Annotated in this window: 19 protein-coding genes; 8 read left to right on the forward strand and 11 right to left on the reverse strand. The window is 68.7% G+C overall.

Features of this window, described 5'->3' with window-relative positions; translation table 11 throughout:
* The 4 genes from F790_RS0105010 to F790_RS0105025 all read right to left on the reverse strand — a co-directional run bounded on the left by F790_RS0105010 (position 1) and on the right by F790_RS0105025 (position 4053).
* Positions 1 to 735: a sulfotransferase family 2 domain-containing protein gene (locus F790_RS0105010; RefSeq protein WP_019591013.1), complete on the reverse strand. Its 735-nt coding sequence runs from the start codon at positions 733 to 735 to the stop codon at positions 1 to 3.
* 64 nt (positions 736 to 799) lie between these two features.
* A complete protein-coding gene (locus tag F790_RS0105015; RefSeq protein ID WP_026332858.1) occupies positions 800 to 1945 on the reverse strand; it encodes a glycosyltransferase in 1146 nt (381 codons plus the stop codon).
* Positions 1938 to 3032 (reverse strand): glycosyltransferase family 9 protein, encoded by a 1095-nt coding sequence (locus F790_RS0105020; protein ID WP_019591015.1) that lies wholly within the window; start codon positions 3030 to 3032, stop codon positions 1938 to 1940. The genes F790_RS0105015 and F790_RS0105020 overlap by 8 nt, the downstream gene beginning before the upstream one ends.
* Positions 3022 to 4053, reverse strand: coding sequence for a lysophospholipid acyltransferase family protein (locus tag F790_RS0105025; RefSeq protein WP_019591016.1), 1032 nt, complete (start codon positions 4051 to 4053; stop codon positions 3022 to 3024). Before F790_RS0105025 ends, F790_RS0105020 begins: the two co-directional genes overlap by 11 nt.
* 140 nt (positions 4054 to 4193) lie before the next feature.
* On the opposite strand from F790_RS0105025, the gene F790_RS0105030 reads away from it, so the two are divergent.
* The 3 genes from F790_RS0105030 to F790_RS0105040 are packed head-to-tail and all read left to right on the forward strand — an operon-like array spanning position 4194 to position 6618.
* On the forward strand, positions 4194 to 4769 hold the full coding sequence (locus F790_RS0105030) for an SIS domain-containing protein (protein WP_019021490.1): 576 nt from the start codon (positions 4194 to 4196) through the stop codon (positions 4767 to 4769).
* Complete coding sequence (gene gmhB, locus F790_RS0105035; RefSeq protein ID WP_018947452.1) at positions 4766 to 5338, forward strand: D-glycero-beta-D-manno-heptose 1,7-bisphosphate 7-phosphatase; 573 nt, start codon at positions 4766 to 4768, stop codon at positions 5336 to 5338. Before F790_RS0105030 ends, gmhB begins: the two co-directional genes overlap by 4 nt.
* Positions 5338 to 6618, forward strand: coding sequence for a 3-deoxy-D-manno-octulosonic acid transferase (locus tag F790_RS0105040; RefSeq protein ID WP_019591017.1), 1281 nt, complete (start codon positions 5338 to 5340; stop codon positions 6616 to 6618). Before gmhB ends, F790_RS0105040 begins: the two co-directional genes overlap by 1 nt.
* A gap of 150 nt (positions 6619 to 6768) precedes the next feature.
* Here the strand turns inward: F790_RS0105040 and msbA are convergent, their stop codons facing one another.
* Together msbA and F790_RS0105050 are read right to left on the reverse strand one after the other, a co-directional pair.
* Positions 6769 to 8562 (reverse strand): lipid A export permease/ATP-binding protein MsbA, encoded by a 1794-nt coding sequence (gene msbA, locus F790_RS0105045; RefSeq protein ID WP_019021487.1) that lies wholly within the window; start codon positions 8560 to 8562, stop codon positions 6769 to 6771.
* A gap of 105 nt (positions 8563 to 8667) precedes the next feature.
* Positions 8668 to 9165 (reverse strand): SprT-like domain-containing protein, encoded by a 498-nt coding sequence (locus F790_RS0105050; RefSeq protein ID WP_018869792.1) that lies wholly within the window; start codon positions 9163 to 9165, stop codon positions 8668 to 8670.
* Positions 9166 to 9305: 140 nt separating this feature from the next.
* Here F790_RS0105050 and F790_RS0105055 point away from each other — a divergent pair, with 140 nt between their 5' ends.
* A complete protein-coding gene (locus F790_RS0105055; protein WP_026332859.1) occupies positions 9306 to 9752 on the forward strand; it encodes a hypothetical protein in 447 nt (148 codons plus the stop codon).
* 63 nt (positions 9753 to 9815) lie between these two features.
* On the opposite strand, the gene rnd is transcribed toward F790_RS0105055, so the two are convergent.
* The 5 genes from rnd to F790_RS0105080 all read right to left on the reverse strand — a co-directional run bounded on the left by rnd (position 9816) and on the right by F790_RS0105080 (position 13835).
* The gene (gene rnd / locus F790_RS0105060; RefSeq protein ID WP_019591019.1) at positions 9816 to 10976 is read right to left on the reverse strand and encodes a ribonuclease D; all 1161 of its coding nucleotides are present in this window, start codon (positions 10974 to 10976) and stop codon (positions 9816 to 9818) included.
* Complete coding sequence (locus F790_RS0105065) at positions 10969 to 11274, reverse strand: DUF1244 domain-containing protein (RefSeq protein WP_018869795.1); 306 nt, start codon at positions 11272 to 11274, stop codon at positions 10969 to 10971. The genes rnd and F790_RS0105065 overlap by 8 nt, the downstream gene beginning before the upstream one ends.
* A gap of 81 nt (positions 11275 to 11355) precedes the next feature.
* The gene (gene mreD / locus F790_RS0105070) at positions 11356 to 11847 is read right to left on the reverse strand and encodes a rod shape-determining protein MreD (protein ID WP_019569544.1); all 492 of its coding nucleotides are present in this window, start codon (positions 11845 to 11847) and stop codon (positions 11356 to 11358) included.
* Positions 11844 to 12707: a rod shape-determining protein MreC gene (gene mreC / locus F790_RS0105075; protein ID WP_369773034.1), complete on the reverse strand. Its 864-nt coding sequence runs from the start codon at positions 12705 to 12707 to the stop codon at positions 11844 to 11846. Before mreC ends, mreD begins: the two co-directional genes overlap by 4 nt.
* An 81-nt stretch (positions 12708 to 12788) precedes the next feature.
* A complete protein-coding gene (locus F790_RS0105080; RefSeq protein WP_018869798.1) occupies positions 12789 to 13835 on the reverse strand; it encodes a rod shape-determining protein in 1047 nt (348 codons plus the stop codon).
* A gap of 153 nt (positions 13836 to 13988) precedes the next feature.
* Here F790_RS0105080 and gatC point away from each other — a divergent pair, with 153 nt between their 5' ends.
* The 4 genes from gatC to hslO all read left to right on the forward strand — a co-directional run bounded on the left by gatC (position 13989) and on the right by hslO (position 18180).
* Entirely contained in the window at positions 13989 to 14276 is a 288-nt protein-coding gene (gatC, locus tag F790_RS0105085) for an Asp-tRNA(Asn)/Glu-tRNA(Gln) amidotransferase subunit GatC (protein WP_018869799.1), read from the forward strand.
* A gap of 78 nt (positions 14277 to 14354) precedes the next feature.
* Complete coding sequence (gene gatA / locus F790_RS0105090) at positions 14355 to 15809, forward strand: Asp-tRNA(Asn)/Glu-tRNA(Gln) amidotransferase subunit GatA (RefSeq protein ID WP_018869800.1); 1455 nt, start codon at positions 14355 to 14357, stop codon at positions 15807 to 15809.
* An 11-nt stretch (positions 15810 to 15820) separates the two neighbouring features.
* On the forward strand, positions 15821 to 17257 hold the full coding sequence (gatB, locus tag F790_RS0105095) for an Asp-tRNA(Asn)/Glu-tRNA(Gln) amidotransferase subunit GatB (protein ID WP_019591021.1): 1437 nt from the start codon (positions 15821 to 15823) through the stop codon (positions 17255 to 17257).
* Positions 17254 to 18180, forward strand: coding sequence for an Hsp33 family molecular chaperone HslO (gene hslO / locus F790_RS0105100; RefSeq protein WP_019591022.1), 927 nt, complete (start codon positions 17254 to 17256; stop codon positions 18178 to 18180). Before gatB ends, hslO begins: the two co-directional genes overlap by 4 nt.
* Positions 18181 to 18253 lie beyond the last annotated feature (73 nt).

The raw sequence follows: 18253 nt of genomic DNA on the forward strand, positions 1-18253 counted from the left end.
TCAGCCGTCCTCGAAGCGGTATCCGAAGGTGTCGATCTCGCGCCGGCAGACGCGGTCGATGATCGCCCGGTCGGTATCGGTCAGGATCTCGCGGTAGTCCTGCCGCCCCTGGCGAAAGCCGCCCTTGGCCCGCTGCTCGGGCAGCCGGATGTCGGCGTCCAGGCCCAGTTTCTGCTGCAGTTCCGACAGTTCGTCGTTCAGGTTTTCGTAGCGCAGGACCCGGTCCACGGCGATCTCGTCATCGATGGTGTAGTGATCCCAGTTGCTGAGCCAGTGCGGCTTGTGTTCCTCCAGCCAGGCGAGGTATTCGCTCAGGCTCGGGAAGTTATCGCGCCCCTTCTCTTCCCAGCGGTGTTTCTGCCACCAGTAGCGCGACAGGGCCCGGTCCCAGGGGTTGCGCTCGATGGTGAAGCGGAGACAGGTCCGCCAGGTCTCGGGCCCGACGAGTGCGCGGATCTCCCGGGCGGTTGAGTGCTCGCCGTATTCGGCACGCTGTCTGCGCAGCAGCAACCGTCGCCATTCCTTCCAGCCACGGTGTTCCAGCAGCCGTTTATGGTGGTTGGAGGGCCCCCGGCCGCCCTCGGCCCGGCGGAGCTCTTCCTCGCCGCGATTGGCGCTCAACGGGGTGATGATGTCCTCGGGCCCGCAGGCGCGCGAAAGCCCGACTTCCAGGCTGGAGCCGGCGGTCTTGCGCGTCTTGATGAAGATGAAGCGATTGCGGTGCGAGATGATCACGATGACGGGCCTTGTCGGGCGACTGGCTGGGTGGATTAGATCACAGGCGCGGGAACGCGACCAATCAGTGGTCGGAGGATGCCGGCGGGTGAGCGAGTTCGAGTGCGGCCAGATACGCGCGGGCGGAGCGCGCCGCATCGAACGGGGTGATGGCCTGTCGCAGGGTGTCCGCCGAGGGGGGGCTGTCCAGGAGCTGCTGCAGTGCATCGGCGAGGGCCGCGTCGTCGCCCATGGGCACGACCGGGCCGTAGTTGCCGTGGCCAAGGATGTCGGCGGGGCCGGTGGGGCAGTCCGTGGTAACGGCCGGGGTGCCGCAGGCGAGGGCCTCCACCAGTACTGCGCCGGAGCCTTCGCGTCGCGAAGTCAGGGCAAAGGCATCGGCGCGGGCCATCCAGGCGTAGGGGTTGCCCTGAAAGCCGGGCAGGCACAGGTCGTCCATGATGCCGAGTTCGCGTGCCAGCCCCTCGAGGGCCGGGCGTTCGCGGCCTTCGCCGAGGATGACCAGACGGGCCGGGCGTTGTCGGCGAAGGCGCGCGAAGGCGCGCAGCAGGGTGGCGAAATCCTTGCGCGGCTCCAGGGAGCCGACGCCCAGAATGACGGGGACGGCCGGGTCGCGGTTTTCCGCCAGCCACGGGTGATCGGGCTCCTCGGTGGCCTGCTGCAGGAGGGCCGGGGTCACGATCGGGTTGGGGATGACGTGCAGACGCGATTGAGCCACGTCGGCGAGTCGCCGCAGGTCCTCACCGACACCGGCCGACGGAGCGATCACGACATCCGCGCGCGGATACCAGCGTTGCATGGAGCGCTGCAGGCGCCGGGCCCTGTGCCCGGGCAGGGCCTCCAGCGTGGCGGCGACTGACATGCCCATGCGGATTGCGACCGGCATGCGCGGTCGGGCCAGTGCGCGCGCGAGCAGCGCCGCGCGATTGAGCCGGTGGCTGGCGGTGTACAGGGCGCGGGGGCGGTGGCGCAGGAGATAAGCGATCAGCGCGGGCAGGACTGTGTTGCGGTGGGCGGCCCGCAGCGGGACATGGCGGACGTTGTCCGGCAGCTCGTCGATATACGGTCCGTGACCGCGGATCGTCACCAGGTCGAATGGCTGGTCCACTTCTGCGAATTCCCGGACCAGGTTGGCCACCACGCGATCCACTCCGCTGTGTCCGGAGGTCGCGAAGAACAGGGCGACAGGGTCTTTGGCGCGATTACGCATCGAAAGATGTCGCCTGCCTCAGGGCATCCAGGCGCTCGGTGACCTCGGCCACCGTGATGCGCTCCATCACGTCGGGTTCACGCACGCGCCGGCCCCAGCGCAGGTCTTCGGGCGGCTTGCCGAACGCGGCCCGGCAGGCCTCGGGGTACTGGTTGACCACCCATTGCCGGCTGCAATAGGGGCCGGTGCGGTCGGGGTTCGAGCCGGCGTACAGGCCGATCACCGGGGTGCCGGTTGCGTTGGCCATGTGGGCGGGGCCGGAGTCGGGCGAGACCAGCACCTGCGCGCGTTCGAGCACGGCCAGCAGCTGCTTGAGGTCGGTCCGGCCGACCAGGTTGGTGACGGGGTGGCGGCATTGCGCGGCGATGGCCTCGCCGTATTCGCCCTCGAGCTGCGTGGGGCCGCCGGTCAGCACGATGCCCATGGCGTGGCGTTCGGCGGCGTGGTCGGCCACCGCCGCGTAGCGTTCGGGTGCCCAGTTGCGGAAATTGCGAAAGCGGGCGCTGGAGCACGGGTTGATGGCGAGCCAGGGTCGGTTGGCGGGCAGGTGCTGTTCGGCCCAGGCCCGGGCCTCCCGCGGCACCGGGATGTCCCAGCGCAGGATGCGTTCGCGCACGCCCAGTGCCTCGGCGAAGCCGAAGAAGCCGTCGAGCACGTGTTCGCGCGGGCGGTGGGCGATGCGGTGGCGGGTGAACAGCCACTGGAAGTCGCGCGCGCGCCGGCGGTCGAAGCCCAGGCGCAGGCGTGCGGGGACCTGCAGGCCCAGCAGGCTGGCGCGCAGCGAGACCTGCATCTGCAGCAGCACGTCGAAGCGGCGGCCGCGCAGGGCGCGGCGCAGGTCGCCGTAGGCGCGGCGGCCGCGGTTCTTGTCCACGACCACGAATTCGACCCCGGGCAGTCCTTCCAGCAGCCGGTGTTCCAGCCGCCCGATGATCCAGGTGATGCGGGTCTGCGGCCAGGCGGCCTGCAGGCTGCGCACCACCGGGACGACGTGGGTGCAGTCACCCAGGGCCGACAGTCGCAGCAGGCACAGCTCGTCCGGCGGGGCCTCGATCAGCGGGCGGTCGGCCGAGTACTCAGGAGGCATCGTCCGGGCCCTGTTCGCGGGCGGCCTTCTTGCGCTTTTTCTTCAGCGCCTTCTTTTTCTTGTTCTTCTGCCAGGGCATGCGCCCGATATGCTTGGTCCGCAGGCCCGGGTACGGGTCGGGTGCATCCTCGGGCTGGGTCTTGAACCGTCGATGGGCCCAGAAGTACTGCTGCGGTGCGTGCCGGACGGCGTCTTCCAGCACCGCGTTCATGCGTGCGGCGTCGCGGGCGCGATCCTCGCTCGGGTAGTCCTCCAGCGGTGGCCCCACCACGAACTCGTAGCCGTCACCGGCGTCGTTCACGTAATAGAACATCGGCAGTACGCGCGCCCGACCCATGCGCGCCAGGCGCGACAGGCCGGTGGTGGTGGAGGCCTGCATGCCGAAGAACGGGGCGAACACCTGCTCGGTGCGCCGCATGTTCTGGTCGCCGGCGTACCAGATGGTCCCGCCCTTTTTCAGCTTGCGCAGGATCCCGCGGATGTCGTCCTTGGAGATCACGCGTTCCAGCTTGCGCTCGCGGCCGGAGCGCAGGGCGCGTTCCAGCACCGGCTTCTTGTCCATGGGCTTGTAGATCGCGGCCATGGGCACCTGTGCGCCGAACAGCCGACCGGCCATCTCGATGCAGGAGAAATGCCCGGACAGCAGGATCACCGGGTCACCGGCGTCGTGCGCCGCCTCCAGGTGCTCCATCCCGTGGAAGCGGCACGGCACGCGGTCCACCGCCGGTCCGCCGAACCAGCCCAGTGCCACCTCGGCCACCCCGCGACCGGTGTAGCCGAAGTTGGCGCGCACCCAGCGTTCGCGTTCTTGCGGGGCGAGGTCCGGGAAACACAGCTCGAGGTTGCGGCGCACCACGTAGCGCCGGTCCCGCGCCAGGTAGTAGAGCAGGTGGCCCAGCCCGGTGCCCAGACGGATCGCCAGGCGCCAGGGCAGGCGGGCGAGCAGCCACAGCAGGGCGACGGCCAGGGCCTGTCCCCAGTTGGCCGGATGCCAGGCTTGTTCGCGGCGTTGCGATGTCATCGTTGGTCGAAGTCGGGTGTCGGGTAGATAATGTTGCGCATTGTACATTCGGGACCGCCGGGACGGGGCGTCGCCGGTGGCCGTCTCCGGGGTCGCCCCCCGAAAGTGAGGAACGCGTGCAGGAAGGGATCGCAGCAGAGTTGCAGGCCGCCAGCCGGCTTTTCGGACAACTGGCCGAGGATGCGGAATTCCTCGGGGAGGTGGAGGCCGTCGCGCGGCGCTGGCTGGCCAGCCTGGATGCCGGCGGCCAGATCCTGCTTGCGGGTAACGGCGGCAGTGCGGCGGATGCCCAGCACATCGCGGCCGAGATCGTGTGCCGTTACCGCGTGGTGCGGCCGGGCGCGGCGGCGGTTGCGCTGACCACCGACACCTCGGTGCTGACGGCCATCGCCAACGACTTCGGTTACGAGCAAGTATTCGCGCGCCAGGTCGAGGCGCTGGGGCGCCCCGGCGACGTACTGGTCGGCTTCACCACCTCGGGCGAGTCCCCCAATGTGCTGCGCGCGCTGGAAACCGCCGGGCGCCAGGGCCTGACCACGGTCGCGCTGACCGGTGCGCGGGGGCTGCCCGCCGGTCCCACGGTGGACCATCTGCTGGCGGTGCCGGACGCCGCGACCGCACGGGTGCAGGAGGTGCACGGGCTGATCGGGCATCTGTTGTGCGCCGTGGTGGAAGATGCCCTGGTCGCCCGCGCGCAGGGCGACGCGGCGCCGTGAGCCGGCCGGCGCTGTTCCTCGACCGTGATGGCGTGATCAACGTGGATCACGCCTATGTGTACCGGCCCGAGGACTTCGATTTCATGCCCGGGATCTTCGAGCTGGTGGCCCGGGCCGGTGCCGCCGGCTACCCCGTGGTGGTGGTCACCAACCAGTCCGGCATCGGTCGCGGGTACTACGGCGAGGACGACTTCGAGCGGCTGACGCAGTGGATGCGGGCGCGGTTTGCCGAACGTGGCGGACGTCTGGATGCGGTCTATCACTGCCCGCACCATCCGCGCGATGCGCTGGAGCCCTGGCGGCGCGACTGCCCGGACCGCAAGCCGGCCCCGGGCATGCTGTTGCGGGCGCGGGACGCGCTGGACGTGGATCTGGCGCATTCGGTACTGGTCGGTGACCGCCCCTCCGATCTGGAGGCCGCGCGCCGTGCCGGGGTGGGCACGCGGCTGCTGTTCGCTCCGGAGACCCCGGATGCGGAACAGGCGGCTGCGCTGCAGGCGGATCCGCAGGCACGCCGGATCCGTTCCCTGCAGGAGGCGGCGGCGCTTCTGGAGACGGAACGCTCCTGATGCGGCGCGCCGGTTACGCGGTCCTGTCACGCCTGCTGGCGCCGGTCATGGGCGCGGTCCTGTGGCGGCGTGCCGCGCGCAACCACGTCCCGGCGGCGCGCCGCCTGGAATGGTTGGGCCGGGGTGCCGCGCCGCCGTCGGGGGCATGGTGGGTGCATGCCGCCTCGGTGGGCGAGGTGGAGGCCGCCCTGCCGCTGATACGGGGCCTGCGCGAGCGATTCCCCCGGGTGTCCGTGCTGGTGACCACCACCACGCCCGAAGGCGCGGCGCGGATCACGGCGGCGGGCATCGACGACGTCCACCACCGTTTTCTGCCGCTGGACCTCCCCGGTGCCGTGCGGCGCTTCGTGGTCGCGGCCCGACCGCGTGCCGGGGTGATCGTGGAGACCGAGCTGTGGCCGCATCTGTTCGCGGCCTGCGAGCGCGCCGGGGTGCCCCTGGTGCTGGCCAGCGGCCGGCTCTCGGATCGTGCGTTTCGGCGCTATCAGCGCCAGCAGCCGCTGATCGGCGAGGTGCTGGGCGTGCCGCGGCGGATCCTCGCGCAGGACTCCACGGCCGCCGGGCGGTTCCGGGCACTGGGTGCGCCGCCCGGGCGGGTGGAGGTCGGCGGCAACCTGAAGTTCGATCGCGATCCGCCTGCGGGCGCCGAGGGGGGCGCGGCACTGCGCGCCGCCCTGTGGTCCGCGGAGGTGCCGGTGTGGGCGGCGGTCAGTACCCGCGAGGGTGAGGACGAGGCCGTGCTGGCGGCCCATGTCGCCTTGCGCAGGCGCCATCCGGATGCGCGGCTGATCTGGGTGCCGCGTCACCCGCAGCGTTTCGATACGGTGGCGCGGGCGGCTGCGGACGCGGGCCTGTCGGTGGCGCGACGCTCGCTGCAGGCGGACGCACCCGGCCGCGCGGAGGGCGAGGCCGACGTGCTGCTGGGGGATACCCTCGGCGAGATGGGGCTCTATCTCGCCGCGGCCGACGTGGCCTTCGTCGGTGGCAGTCTGGTGCCACTGGGCGGACAGAACCTGCTGGAGCCGGCGGCCCTGGGGCGACCGGTGCTCACCGGTCCGGACGTGTCGAATTTCGCCGCCGTCGCTCGCGCCCTGGATGCCGTGGATGCCCGCATCGAGGTCGCCGATGGCGACGCGCTGGGCGCGGCTCTGGCCGAACTGTTCGACGACCTGGAACGAGGGCGGCGCATGGCCGTAGCCGGCCAGGATGTGGTGGCCTCCGGGCGCGGTGCCGTGGCGCGGGTCCTGGGTGTGCTGGAGGAGACGGTGGCGACTGTCTGATTCCGCGCGGGCGCCGCCTGGCTTCCTGGCACAGAACCAGCCGATCGGTTATGGCCGGATCGAGGGCGTCGACCGGCCATGCTCGCACGCGAACCGGCAGGGTTCGGGTCACTCCCCGGACTCGCCGCCAGCCCGGTCAGCGCCGGAAGATCACTCTTCGGGGCCGGCCTGTTCCTCCTCGCCGAACTGGCCCTTCTGCAGCGCGGCGTAATGCCCGCCGGCCTCCATCAGCTCGTTGTGCGTGCCGGATTCCACCACCCGGCCGTCGTCCAGCACCAGGATGCGGTCGGCGTCTTCCACCGTGGACAGGCGGTGCGCGATCACCAGGGTCGTGCGCCCGCGCATCAGCTGTTCCAGGGCGTCCTGGATCTTCTGCTCGGACTCCGAGTCCAGCGCCGAGGTGGCCTCGTCGAGGATCAGGATGGGTGCGTCCTTGAGCAGGGCGCGGGCGATTGCCAGCCGTTGCCGCTGCCCGCCGGAGAGCATCACGCCGTTCTCGCCCACCACGGTGTCGAAGCCGTCGGGCAGGTCGTCGATGAACTCCAGGGCGTTGGCCGCGCGCGCAGCCTCGTGCAGCTCCTCGGCGGAGGGTTCGCGCGCCAGGCCGTAGCCGATGTTGTTGGCCACGGTGTCATTGAACAGCACCACCTGCTGGCTGACCAGCGCCATCTGCCCGCGCAGGTCGCGCAGTGGATATTCCCGCACCGGATGGCCGTCCAGGCGCACCTCCCCATGTTCGGGCTCGTAGAAGCGCGGGACCAGGCTTGCCAGGGTGCTCTTGCCGCTGCCGGAACGTCCGACCAGGGCCACGGTCTGCCCGGGCCGGATCTCCAGCGAGATGTCGCGCAGCACCCAGTCCTCGGTCTGGGGATAGCGGAACCAGACATGGTCGACCTCGATATGTCCCTCGGCCCGTTCCAGGCGGCGTTCGCCGTGATCCGGCTCCGGGGCGGTATCCAGTACCTCGAACACGCTCTCGCCCGCGGCCAGCGCCTTCTGGATCTCCGAGTTGACCTTGACCACCCGCTTGAGCGGCGGAAGCAGCAGGAGCATGGCCGCGATGAACGAAATCATGCCCCCGGGGGTGATGGTTTCCATCACCATGTCCATGGTGGCGAGATAAACGATGATCGCGAGCGCGATGACCGCACCGAACTGTGACAGGGGCTGGCTGGCGGCCTCCACCGTCTTGTAACGCATGAACTGGCGGTGGTGTCGGTCATTGATCTTGCGAAAGCGGTCGGATTCATAGTCCTCGGCGCCAAAGATCTTGACTTCCGAATGTCCGCGGATGCTGTCCTCCGCAACCTGGGCATAGTCCCCCACCGAACGCTGCATGCGCCGGCTGAACTTGCGAAAACGCTTGTTGGCCCCGCTGATGACCAGGGCCACCGCCGGCGCCAGCCCGAACACGATCAGCATCAGCCAGCCACTGAGCCAGGTCATGTACATCAGCAGGAACAGGATGGTGAAACTGTCCTTGACCAGGATCAGGATCGCCTTGGAGGCCGCGGCACTGATCTGATTGACGTTATAGGTCAGCTTGGCCAGCAGGGTGCCGGAGGAATGGCGGTCAAAGAACCCTGCGGGCAGTCGCAGATACTGATCGAATACCGCCTGCCGGATGTCCTTGACCACTTTGCGCCCGACCCAGGCCACGGTGTACTGCGCGGCAAAGGTGGTGAACGCATAGAAGAAAAAGATCCCGACCAGCCCCAGCGGGACCCAGATGCGGGCATCGGGGTCCTGTTCGATGAACGTGCCATCCACCAGCGGCTGGATGATCCAGGCGAAGGCGGCCTGTCCGGCGGCGGCCAGGATCATCGAGATGATCGCCACGATCCCCATGCGCCAGTAGGGCTTGATGAACTCGAAGATGCGGAGGAACAGGCGCCAGGATTCGCCGGCGCTGGGGTGGGTGGCGTCGAGGGCTTTTCTCTTCATGCGATTGCGGGGTCCTGGTCGGAACGCCGGCTGCGGGATTGGCTGCGAAACCGGGCAGGCATGATAACAGACTGCCGCGGCACGGCTGCGGAGTCCGTGGGCTCGTTATTCGGCCGGGCGCAGCCAGCCCCCGCAATGCCGGCACTGGTAGCGATACCCCTTTTTCTGGATCAGGGCATGTCGTTGCGGACTGAGCGCGTGGTGGGTGCAGTCGCAGATATAAGCATAGGTTCGTTGCCGGCGTGCGGGTGTGAGCGGGGTGGCATGCCGCACCCGCGGTGCCACCCCCAGGTGATGCATGATGGCCTGCCATTCCGCGCCGTGCGGACGGACCCGGCGTCCGCGATAAAGGACATGCACCGCGGCGTGGGCGACTTCGTGTGCAATGGTTTCCGGGAAATGTGTATTCCAGTCACGGACAAAAGCCTCGGGATTGAAACGGATGGCTGGATGGCCGCGGTGGACCCGGAACTGACCGGCGGCGCGGCCGCGCAGATCAAAAAGAACCGCCGGGGTGGAAGACGCCGGGTGGCCGGTGGCCTCGATATAAAAGGAACGCGTGCGTCGGCAAATGCGGTCGCGGGTTTCAGGGTCGAGATTCATGCGATGTTTTGGTTTCGCGCCGGGTTTCGTGGCATATTTGTCAAAAGATGGATCGAACGCAACATTTTGTGCCTGTGGCCCGCTCCGGTATGTAAGTCCTCCGGAGCGGGCAGATAACGAAACGAACAATGGAGAAAAGCATGACCGTGGATGACAAGAAGGCCTCCGAACTTTCGGCCGAGGAACTTTATGCCCTGGCGCGCGAACGCGAGCGCGAGGAAGAGGAACGCAAGGAAGCCGAGCGCAAGGAAAAACGCGAGGCGCTGAAAGAAAAGCGCCGCGAAATGCTCGCCCGGCACAAGGCCGAACTGCGCGAAATCGACCGCCAGATCGAGGAACTGGGCGGGCGCGTCGGGGGCCGGCGGAAGGCCTCGTCCGCACGCGGCGGGCGTCGCGGCGGCGGTGGTTCCATCAGCCAGAAACTGTGCGACATCGTGGCCTCTCAGCCCGAAATGAACGTGAAGGACATCAAGGCCGAGGCCGAGAAGGCCGGGCTGGATACCCGCAACATCAGCCAGACGCTGGCCTACCTCAAGCGTCAGGGGCGTCTGACGTCGCCGCGTCGCGGCGTTTACAAGGCCGCCTGAGAAAGGGGCGCGGGGGAGCGGGCGGTCCGCCCCTCCCGTCCCGCGGGGGGAAAGCCGACGGTCTCATCCGGCCGTGGATTTCAGCTCGAGTCCGTTTGCGGGGTCGCGTGACAACGCGGTTTCGCCGTTCAGCCAGCGCTGAATCTCGGCGCCTGCCACGTGATGGCGCCAGCCGCTGCCGAGGCGGCTGTCCTGCGCGCGTCCGCGCACCAGTTCCACAACATCCTTGCGCTGGGCGATGGCCGCGGGCGTGATCTCCTGCCGGCGGGCGAGTTCGCGCAGCAGGGCCATGGCCATGTCGGCGAGCACCTCGTCGGCTTCGGACAGCGGCTTCTGCTTCGGCAATGCCGGCCATTCCGACTGCGGACGTTCGCGTCCTGCCCGAATCGCCTCCAGCAGGCCCTGTACCCGGTCGTCGTTCATGCCCGAGGGGAAACCGCGCAGTCCGCGCAGTTGCGCGCTCCCTGCGGGTGCCCGGCGGGCGATCTCCAGCAGCAGGTCATCGCTCAGGACCCACTTGCGCGGCCGGTCGCTGCTCTGCGCCGTGCGTTCGCGCCACGCGGCCACGCCCTGGAGTACGGAGAGTTCGCGCGGTTTCAGGCGTTTGTGTCCGGAGACCCGGCGCCAGGCTGCTTCCGGATCGGCGCGGTAGGCCTCGGGGTCGGCGAGGGCGTCCATCTCCGGCTGCAGCCATTCCAGGCGCCCGCTGCTTTCCAGGTCCGCGTGCATCTGCTGGTACAGGGCCGCGAGATAGCGCACATCGTCGGCGGCATATGCCAGCTGCTCCGAATCCAGCGGACGGCGCGACCAGTCGGTGCGGGTCTGGCTCTTGTCCAGTTCGTGGTCCAGCACCGCGCGGACCAGATTGGCATAGCCGACCTGATCGCCGTGACCGAGCATCGCCGCGGCAATCTGGGTGTCGAAGGCCGGTGCGGGTACGTCGCCGGTCTCGCGCAGCAGGATTTCCATGTCCTGCCAGGCGGAGTGAAACACCTTGGTGACGGAACGGTCGTGCAGCAGCGGGGCCAGCCGTTTTACGTCCAGCGCCAGCGGGTCGATGCTGGCGATGTGCTCCGGGGTGGCCGCCTGGATCAGGCAGAGCTTCGGGTAGTAGGTCTTTTCGCGCAGGAACTCGGTGTCCAGCGCGATCCACGGGGCACCCCGGACGGCCTGCAGGAATGCCTGCAGTGCCTCCGGGGTATCGATCAGGCCATGATCATGCATGGTCGTCGTCGGGGCGGTTCTGTGCGAATGCCTCCAGCTGCTCGTTGCTGGCCGGTTTCTGATACCGCTCCTTCCACTCGGCGTAGGGCATGCCGTAGACGATCTCGCGGGCGGCCTCGTAGTCAATGGACTCGCCGCGTTCCTCGGCGGCCGCGACATACCATTTGGACAGGCAGTTGCGGCAGAAACCGGCGAGGTTCATCAGATCGATGTTCTGCACGTCCTTGCGCTCGTCCAGATGCTGCAGCAGCCGCCGGAAAACCGCGGCCTCGATCTCGGTCTGCTTGTTCGGGTCCATGGGGCCTCCGAAGGGGTCACGACTGAATGGCCGGGAGAGTATGCCGCAGCCGGCCTTCCGGGTGCGATGGCCACGGGTGGATCAGGTCAGGTGCAGCAGCCAGCGCTTGCGCACGTCGCGCAGCAGCACGAAGATCAGCGGCCATATCAGAGCGCTGCTGAGCACGGGCGCCCAGTACCACGGGGTGCCCGGCGGCAGGCCGGCCAGGCCCTGCGGCCACAGGGCGGTGAGCTTGTACAGGGCGATCAGGCCGGTGACCACGATCATCTGCTGCCACAGCGGATAGACCCGCAGGCGTGAATGCAGCTGGATGGTGAGGTAGGCCACCAGGGCCATCGCAACGGCATTCTGGCCCAGCAGCTGGCCCTGCAGGACATCGAGCAGCAGACCGGCGCCGAAAGCCGTGAACACCCCGACCCGCTGGGGGAAGGCCATGGCCCAGTAGATCAGGACCAGCGCCACCCATTCGGGCCGCAGCAGCGCGAGGCCCGCGGGCAGGGGCACGATCGCCAGCGCGAGGGCCGCCAGCAGGCTCAGCGGGATCGGCCAGGGAACGCCCGCGCCGCCGCTCATGGCGCCGGCGCGGATTCGGTTGCGCTTTCGGCGGGCAGCGGCGTGGGGATCGCGTTGCGTTCGCGGTCCTGCATCCACAGCAGCAGCACCTCGCGCGAGCGGTCCAGCGCGGCCAGCGGTTCCGCCTCGATGGCGAGAAAGGGCTCGCCCGGCGGGCGTTCCACCGAGGTGACGCGCGCGACCGGGTAATCTGCAGGAAAACGACCGCCCAGCCCCGAGGTCAGCAGCAGGTCACCCTCCTCGATGTCTTCCTGTGGCGGGACGTGGCGCATGTGCAGGCGCTGGGGGTTGCCGGTGCCGACGACGATGCCGCGCAGGCCGGTGCGGGCGCTGACTACCGGCAGGGCATGTCCGGGGTCGGAGATCAGCAGGGCCGTGGCGCTGGAGTATTCGGCGGAGAGGATCTGACCGACAACGCCGTCGGCGTCGATCACCGGTTGTCCGGCATACACCGCATCGCGCTGTCCCTTGTTGAGCACGATCTGCTGGCGGAAGGGGTCCAGGTCCACCGCAAGGATCTGCGCGACCTGGACCTCCTCGTCCGCCTGACGGGCGGTGTTGAGCAGGGCGCGCAGGCGGTCGTTCTCCGCTTGCAACGCCTCGAAACGCAGCTGGCGGGCGCGCAACTCGCTGTTCTCGCGCCGCAGGATGCGGTTCTCCACCACCAGATCCTCGCGGCTGGAGAACGATTCCAGCACCCGTGAGCCCGCGCGGATGGGCGCATCCACCGCGACCTGGATCGGGTAGGCCACGGTCGCGAGCACGCTGCGCACCGTCTGCAGTTCGTTCAGGCGGTGGTCGAGCACCATCAGCGCGATCCCCAGCAGGACCACGAACAGCAGACGCAGCGTGGGCGAGATGCCCAGTCTGAACAGCGGCTTGCTTATAACCGAACCTCCGGAACGCGGGGCGACTCCCGGGGACGAGCCCGGGACCGGAGTTTACTCCATGGAGAGGAAGTCGACCCGCTTCTCGTCGAGCATTTCCAGGACCCGGCCGCCTCCGCGGGCGACGCAGGTGAGGGGGTCGTCGGCCACGACTACCGGAATGCCGGTCTCCTCCATCAGGAGACGGTCGATCTGCTGCAGCATCGCCCCGCCGCCGGTCAGCACGATGCCGCGTTCCGCGACATCGGAACCCAGCTCCGGCGGGGTCTGTTCCAGCGCCGTGCGCACGGCCGAGACGATCCCGTACAGCGGATCCTGCAGGGCCTCGAGGATCTCGTTGGAATTCAGGGTGAACGAGCGCGGCACGCCCTCGGACAGGTTGCGGCCCTTGACCTCGATCTCCAGCAGCTCCTTGCCCGGATAGGCCGAACCCACCGCATGCTTGATGCGTTCAGCCGTGGCCTCGCCGATCAGGACGCCGTAGTTGCGGCGCACGTAGGCCATGATGGCCTCGTCGAAGGTGTCGCCGCCGATGCGCACCGACTCGGAGTAGACGATGCCGTTCATCGACAGCACGGCCACCTCGGAGGTGCCGCCGCCGATGTCCAGCACCATGGAGCCGACCGCCTCGTCCAGCGGGATGCCGGCGCCGATCGCCGCGGCCACCGGTTCCTGCAGCAGGTAGACCTTGCGCGCCCCGGCGCCGAAGGCGGATTCGCGGATCGCGCGGCGCTCCACCTGAGTGGCGCCGCAGGGCACGCAGACCAGCACCCGCGGGCTGGGGCGGAAGATCCGCCGTTCGTGCACCTTCTTGATGAAGTACTGCAGCATCTTCTCGGTGGTGGTGAAGTCGGCGATCACGCCGTCCTTCATCGGCCGGATGGTCACCACGTGCTCCGGTGTGCGCCCGAGCATCTTCTTGGCCTCGATGCCGACGGCCTCGATCGAACGCGGTCCCCCGGGGCCCCGGTCCTGACGAATGGCCACGACGGAGGGTTCGTTGAGCACGATGCCCTGGCCGCGCATGTAGATCAGCGTATTGGCCGTGCCGAGGTCGATGGAGATGTCGTTGGAGAACAGCCCCAGGAGGCGTTTGAGCATGGGGTACGAACCTGCTTGCATGGTCGGCGGGAAAGCCACGGACTCTAGCAACCGCCCCGGGTTTGGGCAAGGTCGGGGTTGTGGTAAGTTTGCGCTCCGTCTCAGCGTATCCCTGAGTGTTTCGTTATCGCCCGCAGCGAGGGTCCGCAAGCCATGTCCGTAGACACCGAACACGTCCAGCGCATCGCCGAGCTTTCGCGTCTGGCGATGGATGACGACCAGGCCCGCGAGTTTGCCGGCGGGCTGAGTGACATCTTCGACTTCGTCGAGCAGCTCGACGGCGCCGATATCGAGGGGGTGGAGCCGATGGCCCATCCGATGGACGCGGCCCAGCGCATGCGCCCGGACGCGGTCACCGAGCCCGACCGGCGCGACGACTACCAGGCCATTGCCCCGGCGGTGGAAGGGGGGCTCTACCTGGTGCCGCGCGTCATTGAATGACGCGCCATCCGCCGAATCGCCCGCGGCGCGCCCTGTGCGCCGCTTTCAGCCACGCTTGAAGGAAAGAGTCCCGAGTCCATGACCCAGGAAACCCTCTCCGACTGGGTACGCAAGCTGCGCGCCCGAGAGATCAGCTCGCGCGAGCTCACCCGCCTGTACCTGGACCGCATCGAGCGTCTGGATGCGGATCTCAACAGCTTCGTCACCGTGACCGCCGATTCCGCGCTGGAGCAGGCGGACGCCGCCGATGCGCGTCTGGCGAAAGGCGAGGAGGCCCCGCTGCTGGGCGTGCCGGTGGCGCAGAAGGACATCTTCTGCACCCGCGGCGTGCGCACCGCCTGTGGCTCGCGCATGCTGGACCCGTTCGTCTCGCCCTACGACGCCACGGTGGTCGAGCGCATGCACGCCGCCGGCGCGGTGATGCTGGGCAAGACCAACATGGACGAGTTCGCCATGGGTTCGTCCAACGAAACCAGTTTCTACGGTCCGGTGCACAACCCCTGGGACACCGCGCGGGTCCCGGGCGGCTCCTCGGGCGGTTCCGCGGCCGCGGTGGGCGCGCGTCTGGTGCCCGGCGCGACCGGTACCGACACCGGCGGTTCCATCCGCCAGCCGGCCGCGTTCTGCGGCATCACCGGGCTCAAGCCGACCTACGGCCGGGTCTCGCGCTACGGCATGATTGCCTTCGCCTCCAGCCTGGATCAGGGCGGGCCGATGGCGGCCTCGGCCGAGGACTGCGGGCACATGCTCAATGCCATGGCCGGGTTCGACGAGCGCGACTCGACCAGCCTCGAACGCCCGGCCGAGGACTTCACCGCAGCGCTGGACGCCGACCTCACCGGGCTGCGCATCGGTCTGCCGCAGGAGTTCTTCGGCGAAGGCCTGGATGACGGCATCCGCGCCGTACTGGACGAGGCGATCCGGGTGCTGCGCGAACGCGGCGCCGAGATCCGCGAGGTCAGCCTGCCCAACAGCCACCTGTCGGTGCCGGCCTACTACGTGGTGGCCCCGGCCGAGGCCTCGTCCAACCTGTCGCGCTTCGATGGCGTGCGCTACGGCTATCGCTGCGAGGATCCGCAGGACCTGCTGGACCTGTACACGCGTTCGCGCGGCGAGGGCTTCGGCGCGGAGGTGAAGCGGCGCATCATGGTGGGTACCCATGTGCTGTCCGCCGGCTACTACGACGCCTACTATCTCAAGGCGCAGAAGGTCCGCCGGGTGATCGCCGACGACTTCCGCCGGGTGTTCGCCGACGTCGATCTGCTGCTGGGCCCGACCACGCCGGAACTGCCGTTCGAGCTGGGAGCCAAGAGCGCCGACCCGGTCAAGATGTACCTCTCGGATATCTACACCATCGCCGCCAATCTGGCGGGGCTGCCGGCGATGTCGCTGCCGGCGGGCGAGGTGCAGGGGCTGCCGGTCGGGCTGCAGCTGATCGGCAACTATTTCGACGAGGCGCGCATGATCGGCGTCGCACACCAGTTTCAGCAGGAGACCGACTGGCACGCCCGCGTGCCGTCGGCCTTTGCCTGAGGGGTCGCAGCATGGAATGGGAAACCGTCATCGGGCTGGAGATTCACGCCCAGCTCAATACCGTCTCCAAGATCTTTTCCGGGGCGCCCACCGCCTACGGCGCCGAGCCCAACCGTCAGGCCTGCCCGGTGGACCTGGGCATGCCCGGCGTGCTGCCGGTGCTCAACCGCGGGGTGGTCGAGCGCGCGGTGATGCTGGGCCTGGCGCTGGACGCCGAGGTGGCCGGCCGCTCGGTCTTCGCGCGCAAGAACTACTTCTACCCGGACCTGCCCAAGGGCTACCAGATCTCGCAGTTCGAGCTGCCGATCGTAGCCAGCGGGCATCTGGACATCGAGCTGGAGGACGGCTCGACCAAGCGCATCGGCGTGACCCGTGCGCACCTCGAGGAAGACGCCGGCAAGAGCCTGCACGAAGGCTTCGAGGCGATGACCGGCATCGATCTCAACCGCGCCGGCACCCCGCTGGTGGAGATCGTCTCCGAGCCGGACCTGCGTTCGGCGAAGGAGGCGGTCGCCTACATGAAGAAGCTGCACTCGCTGGTGCGCTACCTCGACATCTGTGACGGCAACATGCAGGAGGGCAGTTTCCGCTGCGACGCCAACGTCTCCGTTCGGCCGAAGGGGCAGGCGGAGTTCGGTACCCGCGCGGAGCTGAAGAACCTCAACTCCTTCCGCTTCGTCGAGCGTGCGATCAACTTCGAGATCGAACGCCAGATCGACGTGATCGAGGGTGGCGGCCGCGTGGTGCAGGAGACCCGGCTGTACGATCCGGACCGCGACGAGACGCGTTCGATGCGGACCAAGGAAGAGGCCAACGACTACCGCTACTTCCCCGATCCGGACCTGCTGCCGGTGGAGGTCGATCAGGGCTTCATCGAGGAGATCCGCGGTCGCCTGCCGGAGCTGCCCGACGCCAAGCGCGAGCGTTTCGTGCGCGAGTACGAACTGCCGGAATACGATGCCGGCGTGCTCACCGCGACCCGTGAGATGGGGGATTTCTACGAAGCGGTGGTGCGGGGCTGCAATGCGCCCAAGCTGGCCGCCAACTGGGTGATGGGCGAGTTCTCCGCCGCGCTCAACCGCTCCGAGGTGGAGCTCGCCGAGGCCCCGGTGGATGCCGGGGCGCTGGCCGGGCTGCTGGCGCGCATCCAGGACGAGACCATCTCCGGCAAGATCGCCAAGGAGGTGTTCGAGGCGATGTGGAACGGCGAGGGCGATGCCGACAGCGTGATCGAGGCCAAGGGGCTCAAGCAGATCACCGACACCGGCGCGATCGACGCCATCATCGACGAGGTGATCGCGAACAATCCCAAGCAGCTCGAGCAGTACAAGGGCGGCAAGGACAAGCTGTTCGGCTTCTTCGTCGGCCAGGTGATGAAGGCCACCCAGGGCAAGGCCAACCCCGCCCAGGTCAACGAGCGGCTGAAGGAACGCCTGGATCAGGCATGAGTGAGGCGGGCATGGGCGCGGCATCCGCGCGCGAAGCCGATACCCTGCACCGCTTCATGCTGGAAAACACCGGGGTGCGCGGCGAATGGGTGCACCTCGACCGGGCATGGCAGGCGGTGCTGGAGCGCCACCCCTACCCGCCGGTGGTGCGCGACCTGCTGGGACAGGCCTGTGCCGCGGTCACCCTGGTCGCCGCCACGCTCAAGTTCAAGGGCTCCCTGATCCTGCAAGTCACGGGTTCCGGGCCGCTGCACATGCTGGTGGCACAGGCCGACGGGCAGGGCCATCTGCGCGGCGTGGCCCGTTATCACGAGACCCCGCCGGAGGACGGCACGCTGGACGCGATCCTGGGCGAGGACGCGCGGGTGATGATGACCCTGGACCCCGGGGACGGCGGCGAGCGCTATCAGGGCGTGGTGGAGCTGCGCGGGCAGACCCTGGCCGACGCCCTGGACGGGTATTTCGAACAGTCCGAGCAGCTTCCCACGCGGGTCTGGCTGGCCGCCGATGGCCAGCGCGCCGCGGGCATGTTGCTGCAGGGGCTGCCGGATGACAGCGGGCAGCCGCTGTCGCGCGACAGCGAGGACTGGAACCGCGCGACCACCCTGGCCGAAACCACCACGGCGGCCGAACTGCTGCAACTGGACGCCGGCTCGCTCCTGGGCCGGCTGTTCGCCGAGGAACGCGTGCGCCTGTTCGACGGCTCCCCGGTGGAATTCCACTGCCACTGTTCGCGCGAGCGCGTGGCCACCACCCTGCAGAGCCTCGGGGTGGACGAGATCCGCTCGATCCTGGCCGAGCAGGGCCGCATCGAGGTCACCTGCGAGTTCTGCAACGCGCAGTACGTCTTCGATGCGGTGGATGCCGAGGCCCTGTGCCGTCCGGACAGCGCGCAGCCGCCGGGGCCCGACACCTCGCAATAGGGCCGCATCGGCCAGGGGCTGGCCTCCTACGGGGAATCTCCGCAGACCGGGTAAATCCCTGTGGGAGGCCGGC

Origin of the sequence: Thioalkalivibrio sp. ALE20 (genome assembly GCF_000381405.1) — a bacterium.
Classification (GTDB): Bacteria; Pseudomonadota; Gammaproteobacteria; order Ectothiorhodospirales; family Ectothiorhodospiraceae; genus Thioalkalivibrio.